Here is a 6,273-nt window from a genome sequence, read left to right on the forward strand (position 1 = left end):
TGTTGCTGGCCGGCCATCCGGCTGTCCGGCGGCAGCGGGAACCAGCATCAGGTGAGGGACGAGGCTGCCGGCCGGCGCCTCGACAACGATAACGGAGTGTAGTTTATGACACAGCGAATTGCGTACGTAACGGGCGGCATGGGCGGGATCGGCACCAGTATCTGCCAGCGTCTGCACAAGGAAGGCTACCGGGTGATCGCGGGCTGCGGCCCGAATTCGCCGCGTCGTGTGAAGTGGCTCGACGAGCAGAAGGCGCTCGGCTACGATTTCGTCGCTTCCGAAGGCAACGTCGGCGACTGGGAGTCGACCAAGGCCGCGTTCGACAAGGTCAAGGCTGAAGTCGGCGAGATCGACATTCTGGTCAACAACGCCGGTATCACGCGCGACGTCGTGTTCCGCAAGATGACGCATGAAGACTGGACGGCGGTGATCGACACGAACCTGACGAGCCTGTTCAACGTCACGAAGCAGGTGATCGACGGCATGGTCGAGCGCGGCTTCGGGCGCGTGATCAACATCTCGTCGGTGAACGGCCAGAAGGGCCAGTTCGGCCAGACCAACTATTCGACCGCGAAGGCCGGCATCCACGGCTTCACGATGTCGCTCGCGCAGGAAGTCGCGACCAAGGGCGTGACGGTCAACACCGTGTCGCCGGGTTACATCGGCACCGACATGGTCAAGTCGATCCGACCGGACGTGCTGGAAAAAATCGTCGCGACGATTCCGGTGCGCCGCCTCGGTCAGCCGGACGAAATCGGCTCGATCGTCGCGTGGCTCGCGTCGGAAGAGTCGGGTTTCTCGACCGGCGCCGATTTTTCGCTGAACGGTGGTTTGCATATGGGTTGAGCCCCCGCCGCGCCGCTCACAAGGCGGCGCGTGTCGGCTCACAGGTTTTCCGCCGGCGTCCCGGCTGCGCAATGGATCCGATTGCACAGCCCGGACGCCGTTTCCGCGTTGCTTTAACCGAGCCTAAAGGCGTTACATGACTACTACTACAAAGAAAACGGCCGAACGACTGATAAAGAAATATCCGAATCGTCGGTTGTATGACACGGAGACGAGTACCTACATCACGCTGACTGATGTGAAGCAGCTCGTGCTCGATCAGGAGGATTTCAAGGTCATCGATGCCAAAAGCAACGAGGACCTGACACGCTCGATCCTGCTGCAGATCATTCTCGAAGAGGAGAGCGGCGGCCTGCCGATGTTCTCGTCGTCGATGCTGTCGCAGATCATCCGCTTCTACGGTCATGCGATGCAGGGCATGATGGGCACGTACCTGGAAAAGAACATCCAGGCCTTCATCGACATTCAGGCGAAACTGGCCGACCAGTCGAAGAATCTCTATGAAGGCAAGGCGATGAATCCGGAAGTCTGGTCGCAGTTCATGAACATGCAGGCCCCGATGATGCAGGGCATGATGACCAGCTACATCGAGCAATCGAAGAACATGTTCGTGCAGATGCAGGAGCAGATGCAGAACCAGGCGAAGACGATGTTCGCCACGTTCCCGTTCACGCCGGGCAGCGGCGCAGTCAATGCGGGCAACGCGAACAATGCGCCGGGCACGCCGCAGGGGAACCCCGAGGCGGAGAAGAAGTAACGGGCGGAGCGGGGGAGCGCGGCCGGGTCGGCAAGGGCCTGGCGACAGTCGAAGGGGACGAAACCCGCCGTCGTTGCTACGCGGACGGATGCGACTGAAGTGCGCTCGCCGGTATCGTTCGCGCGCGCCGTGGGCGGTTCGCGGCCGGAAGGCCGGAAGTGGGCAAGCGCCGGCGCGATACAATTGCGGATTGCCTGTGCGGCTTCAAGCCGACCTTAAGCCGACCTCAAGCGGGTGGCCTCGACTTGGTGGCTTCACCCTTGTCGCTTCGACCACGCGGTCTTGATCGAGCGTCAACGGTCCGCACCGCAGTCCCTATCGCGCAGTTTCATTGTTATCGTCTTTCTTCCGCCGGACCCGCCTTATGTTTCCGACTGTTTCCCCGAGCGCGTCAGCGCCTTCGACTCCGAAGGCTGCACGGCTCGGCGTCGCCTGACCCGCGGCTCGCCAGGATTTCCTCATGAGCCGGTTGTTTCTCGCCCCGATGGAGGGGCTCGCGGACTACGTGCTGCGCGACGTGCTGACAAGCGCGGGCGGCTTCGATGGCTGCGTCTCCGAATTTATCCGCATCACGGGTTCGATGTTGCCGACGCGCGTCTACGAGCGCGAGGCGCCCGAGATTCTGCACGCGAGCGTGACCGCCAGCGGCACGCCGATGGTGATCCAGTTGCTCGGCAGCGATCCCGAATCGATGGCGCGCAATGCCGCGCATGCGGCCACGCTGTCGCCGTATGGGATCGACCTGAACTTCGGCTGTCCCGCCAAGGTCGTCAATCAGCATGGCGGCGGCGCGATGCTGCTCGCCGATCCGAAGCTACTGAACCGGATCGTCGCGGCGGTGCGCGGCGCGGTGCCCGCCGGCATCGCGGTGACGGCCAAAATGCGCCTCGGCGTGTCCGATACGTCGCGGGCGATCGAGTGCGCACAGGCGCTCGTGGACGGCGGGGCGGCGTCGCTGGTCGTGCATGCGCGCACCCGCGACGATCGCTACAAGCCACCCGCGCACTGGGAGTGGATCGCGCGTATCGACGACGCCGTCGACGTACCCGTGATCGCAAACGGCGAAGTCTGGAGCGTGGCGGACTGGCAGCGCTGCCGGGCAGTTAGCGGCTGCGCTGACGTGATGATCGGGCGCGGCGCGGTGTCGGATCCGTTTCTCGCGCAGCGCATCTGCGGTCTCGTCGAGCCGCAGCCGTGCGCCGACGAATGGCGGGAGGTACTGCACGAGATCGCCGGCTATCTGCGCAAACTGCGCGCGCATGGCAGGTTGAGCCACGAGCATGGCCGCGTGAAGCAGTGGCTCAGCTATCTGCAGCGGACCTGGCCGCAAGCCACGGCGCTGCACGAGGCCATCCGGCGGGTACAGGATTCTGATCAGATTCTCGCGGTGATCGGCGAGGCGCTGGCGGCCGAAGGTGGATCGGCGGCGCTTTCCGACGACGAAAATAACCAGCCGAATCAAGCCGATCTGGCCGAAGCGATCGCCGTTTGAAGACTAGAATTCAAAGACTTACGAGCGGTAGCGGTGGCGAACCGCTACAATTCGGGGTTTAACGTCTTCAAGCGGTTCCCCATGTCTTCCACCCCCTCGAACGCCCCGGTCGCACCGGGCGCCACGCCGAAAGTCGGCTTCGTTTCGCTTGGCTGCCCGTAGGCTAGTATATATAAACTGAGGTTAGGTGAGTTCGGCCAGTTCGCGTTAAGATAAGTGAGTCGCCGCTGCGCGGGGTTTCAATAAAAACGAAAATGAATCTCGTCCTCCCTAAAAAAATTTCAATCCGGACTCTACCGTCCACCTTGGCCTTTTTTGCTTCTCTGTTCCACGAGCGCGGAGAAGAAATCCATATCGATTGCAGTGAGTTTGTTTTCACGGATCCCATGGGGCTGTGCTTTCTTCGTTATCACCTCGATCTGGTGACTTACCTCGACTGCACCGTTCACCTAGACGGGCTGTCGGATGTTGCCGCCGCATATCTGGAGCGGATGAATTTTTTTTCCGACCTCGCTGATGGTGTGTACTGTTCCAATAGACCCAAGCAGCAGTCCCGCGCAAATCTCGACCATCTGCGAGTCGAAATGACCAAAATCGGGAGCGAGCTTGAGATTGACTCGGCGGCCGGACGATTGGCCAAGGCAATGGTGGGAGCGTCCGCAGCGTCTTCTGCGCCCGACCCAGAGGGCATGCGGCCTAGTCCGGCGGATCGCTTACATACGGTATTGCAATATGTGTTTTCGGAATTGATAAACAATGCCGCTTTCCATGGCCGTGCGCGGGGCCGCGCACGGTCGGAGATCTGGGTCGCGGCGCAATATTACAACGATACCGGCAATGTGCGATTGGCCATCCTTGACGATGGTTGCGGCTTTCTTGACAGTTTGCGTGGTCATTCTGCACTTGAAGAGGAAACTGACGCTGCAGCGATCGAGGCAGCCCTACGCCCGCGTGTCAGCTGTAATCGTGATTTGGCCAGGGGGCTCGATTCGGCAAACCAAGGAATCGGGTTGACTGCATCCAAGGAACTGACCCTTGCTGCTAAAGGAACGGTAGATATCTTCAGTGGGGGCGCTTGGTACCGAGAAACACCGCAGGCCAAGACTTTTCGTCCAATGCGGTTTGGATGGCAAGGAGTGGGAGTCGCGTTGACAATGGAACGCGCTTTGCTCCAAGAGATTGAGATTGCGAGTATTATCAGCAACATAGCGCCCCTTCGTGAGCGCCGAAGCTTTAATTTTGAGTGAGGTTGAAATGGTTCGGGATGATACTGCCCATGCGGTCACCCCTCCAAAGGGGTTCTACGGTACGCGATCGCGCGCCTTCGAATTCCGCGATCAAATTGAGCATTTGTTAGATAGCGAGGCGCAGAGAATTATCATTGAGTTCGATGGCGTTTCGGCGACGCAATCATTCATAGATGAGTTGCTAGGCGTATTGATCGTGCATCGAGGCGCTGAAACGGTGCGTCGCTTGGTCTTCAAGGGCTGTTCGGACGATCTGAAGGCTATCATTGGCTTTGTGCTCAACGATCGGATCGAGCAGTTGGAAGATGCAAATGCGATGAGATCGCGGCACTAAGAAAGCGGCGCCGTGAGGCGCCGTTGTCGTTCATTGCTTGGTCTGGTTGGGGGGCTTCGATAGCACGCGGAGGTGCCCGGTCCCCATCAGGAAATTCCGGTAAGACCGAACAGCCGCATCCCACGCGGCCTTCGCGACATCGGCGCTTGCGTCGATGACGTTTCCATTCGAGTCGACAACAGCGAGGCGTGTTGGTTTTCCCTTGCGGGTGTGACGCTGCAACTTACGTTTTATCAACTTGGCCGGGTGGTCTCGCATGGACCTCCAGATGGCCGCTCCCCACTAAGAATTCACGATAAGCGCCGACGGCGACACGCCAAGCATCTGCTGCAACGTCCCCCGAAATGATTTCGCCATCGTCGCTGACAACACAGAGCCGCGCACGCTGGCCGGTGGCCGTCTCGACAATCAAACCTTGGTGACTAGTGGCGCTGATCGCGTACGCCCGCGCAGGCTCGCCTTCGCAGTCTGAGTCGCCATCCCCGCTCGCCGGTTTGCGCGCCGAAGTGCGGCGTTGCGTGCGCGGCGCGCGTACCGGAGCAGGTGCGGGCGATCCAGCGCCCGCAGGCAGCATATGTGCCTCGTTGCGGGCGTCGAGCGCGCGCAGGATGGTATGCGATGCGCGCTCGCGTTGGCGGGCCGTCCCGCGCCCGAGGATTTCGTCAACGTTGAAAAAGTAGCTCATTGTCGGTTCATGTGGTTGTGTAGGAAATAAATTCTGTCGCGGGTGCCGGTCGTCCATAGTTGCCGGAGAGCGGCCTTTACGCGCCCAGGTCGTCGAGGACAGACGACGCGAGATCGACTCCGAGCTTGAGCCAGTTCGGCAACGTCGGCGTCGCCAATTTCAACGATGATCGAGAGCAGATTCTTTGCGATGCGGTGTGCCGAAACCGCACGCGAGAGACAATCAACGGCGCCTACAACGTCTTCATCACGTGCATGGTCGCGGCAATCGACAAGCGCGTCACAGAGGATTTTGTGCCCCATACGCGCGAGGCTCGCTACGTCGCCGGCCGCTCCGACGATAGTCTCGATTCGAGAGAATTGAATCGATAGCAGGTCGGTCGCGACCATTGAAGTCTGAAGTGAGCTGTCGCTCCCGAGCAGGATGCCGGTGACGATTGAATCTTTACTGATCGATTGGGATGCGTGCATGGCTGGTATGGGCTTCTCGTTGCGGTCTTCGGTGGATCGAATAGTCATCAGTTGCAGAAGGTGCGCATCAGATCTGCAACGAGCGCAAAAGAAACCGCGCCCCACATTACGAAGAAGACCGCGTTGACGTGCCTCGGGTGTGGGTGACGGTCGCCGAAGCGGGCAGCGGTCGGTTAGGCGAAGGTGACGGCGAGCGCTTCGCTGAGGAGGGCATCGCCGCCCATTTCAATCGCGCGGTTCATCAGCGAGCGCGCCATGCTCGCGTGGTTACCGTGCGCGATGTACGGATTCCACACGTGGGCCGTGAAGGCTTGATGTAGTGGTCAACTCACGCCGGACACCGAGTTAAGTTTTTCTTCTGCGACTGCCGGCGCTAGACCGTCATTGAATTGATGCGGTCGAGTCCAGTTGTATCGCTGCATCAGGAAATAGCTGATGTCCC

At 60.2% G+C, this 6,273-nt stretch carries 7 protein-coding genes; 6 read left to right on the forward strand and 1 reads right to left on the reverse strand.

Annotated elements, in window-relative coordinates; genetic code table 11:
* Nucleotides 1-105 precede the first annotated feature (105 nt).
* The 5 genes from HHL14_RS24765 (at nt 106) to HHL14_RS24785 (ending at nt 4,676) form a co-directional block, all read left to right on the forward strand.
* Nucleotides 106-846: a 3-ketoacyl-ACP reductase gene (locus HHL14_RS24765; protein ID WP_169500213.1), complete on the forward strand. Its 741-nt coding sequence runs from the start codon at nt 106-108 to the stop codon at nt 844-846.
* A 136-nt stretch (nt 847-982) separates the two neighbouring features.
* A complete protein-coding gene (phaR, locus tag HHL14_RS24770) occupies nt 983-1,603 on the forward strand; it encodes a polyhydroxyalkanoate synthesis repressor PhaR (protein ID WP_169500214.1) in 621 nt (206 codons plus the stop codon).
* 460 nt (nt 1,604-2,063) lie between these two features.
* Nucleotides 2,064-3,095 (forward strand): tRNA dihydrouridine synthase, encoded by a 1,032-nt coding sequence (locus tag HHL14_RS24775; protein WP_169500215.1) that lies wholly within the window; start codon nt 2,064-2,066, stop codon nt 3,093-3,095.
* A gap of 254 nt (nt 3,096-3,349) precedes the next feature.
* Nucleotides 3,350-4,342 carry an ATP-binding protein gene (locus tag HHL14_RS24780; RefSeq protein ID WP_169500216.1) on the forward strand — a complete coding sequence of 331 codons (993 nt, stop codon included), beginning with the start codon at nt 3,350-3,352 and terminating at the stop codon, nt 4,340-4,342.
* Entirely contained in the window at nt 4,314-4,676 is a 363-nt protein-coding gene (locus HHL14_RS24785; RefSeq protein WP_169500217.1) for an STAS-like domain-containing protein, read from the forward strand. The genes HHL14_RS24780 and HHL14_RS24785 overlap by 29 nt, the downstream gene beginning before the upstream one ends.
* A gap of 223 nt (nt 4,677-4,899) precedes the next feature.
* On the opposite strand, the gene HHL14_RS32890 is transcribed toward HHL14_RS24785, so the two are convergent.
* On the reverse strand, nt 4,900-5,361 hold the full coding sequence (locus HHL14_RS32890) for a hypothetical protein (protein WP_206002491.1): 462 nt from the start codon (nt 5,359-5,361) through the stop codon (nt 4,900-4,902).
* A gap of 125 nt (nt 5,362-5,486) precedes the next feature.
* Between HHL14_RS32890 and HHL14_RS24795 the strand changes: the two genes are divergently transcribed.
* Nucleotides 5,487-5,732, forward strand: coding sequence for a hypothetical protein (locus HHL14_RS24795; RefSeq protein WP_169500218.1), 246 nt, complete (start codon nt 5,487-5,489; stop codon nt 5,730-5,732).
* The last annotated feature ends 541 nt before the right edge of the window (nt 5,733-6,273 follow it).

It is taken from the genome of Paraburkholderia antibiotica (genome assembly GCF_012927125.1).
Taxonomy (GTDB): Bacteria; Pseudomonadota; Gammaproteobacteria; order Burkholderiales; family Burkholderiaceae; genus Paraburkholderia; species Paraburkholderia antibiotica.